Below are 519 nucleotides of genomic sequence, written 5' to 3'. Positions count from 1 at the left end.
GCCCAGGGCCCCGGCGTGCACATGGCCGATGGTCCAGTCGGTGTAGTGGGAGAGGGCGTTGACGGTCTTGATCGCCATCATCGGGCCTTCGAAGGTCGACATGCCGTAGAACGCCAGGGACAGCACCAGAAAGCGCAGGATCGGGTCGGTGCGCAGCTTATGCCAGGCGCCCGAGAGGGTCATCATGCCGTTGATCATGCCGCCCCAGCTTGGCGCCAGCAGTACCAGGGACATCACCATCCCCAGGGACTGAGCCCAGTCCGGCAGTGCGGTGTAGTGCAGGTGGTGCGGACCGGCCCAGATGTACAGGGTGATCAGCGCCCAGAAGTGCACGATGGACAGGCGATAGGAGTAGATCGGACGCTCGGCCTGCTTGGGTACGAAGTAGTACATCATCCCCAGGAAGCCGGTGGTCAGGAAGAAGCCCACGGCGTTGTGGCCATACCACCACTGGATCATGGCGTCAGTCGCACCGGCATAGGCCGAATAAGACTTGAAGAAGCTGACCGGCAGGGAGGC

Annotated in this window: 1 protein-coding gene; it reads right to left on the bottom strand. The window is 62.8% G+C overall.

What is annotated here, in order from left to right:
* Positions 1-519 (bottom strand): cbb3-type cytochrome c oxidase subunit I (locus Q7C21_RS23050; RefSeq protein WP_375151246.1); only part of this gene is annotated, 519 nt, incomplete at both ends.

The organism is Pantoea sp. ANP04 (assembly GCF_041982285.1).
Taxonomy (GTDB): domain Bacteria; phylum Pseudomonadota; class Gammaproteobacteria; order Enterobacterales; family Enterobacteriaceae; genus Pantoea; species Pantoea eucalypti.
This window is presented reverse-complemented; position numbering and strand designations above follow the sequence as displayed.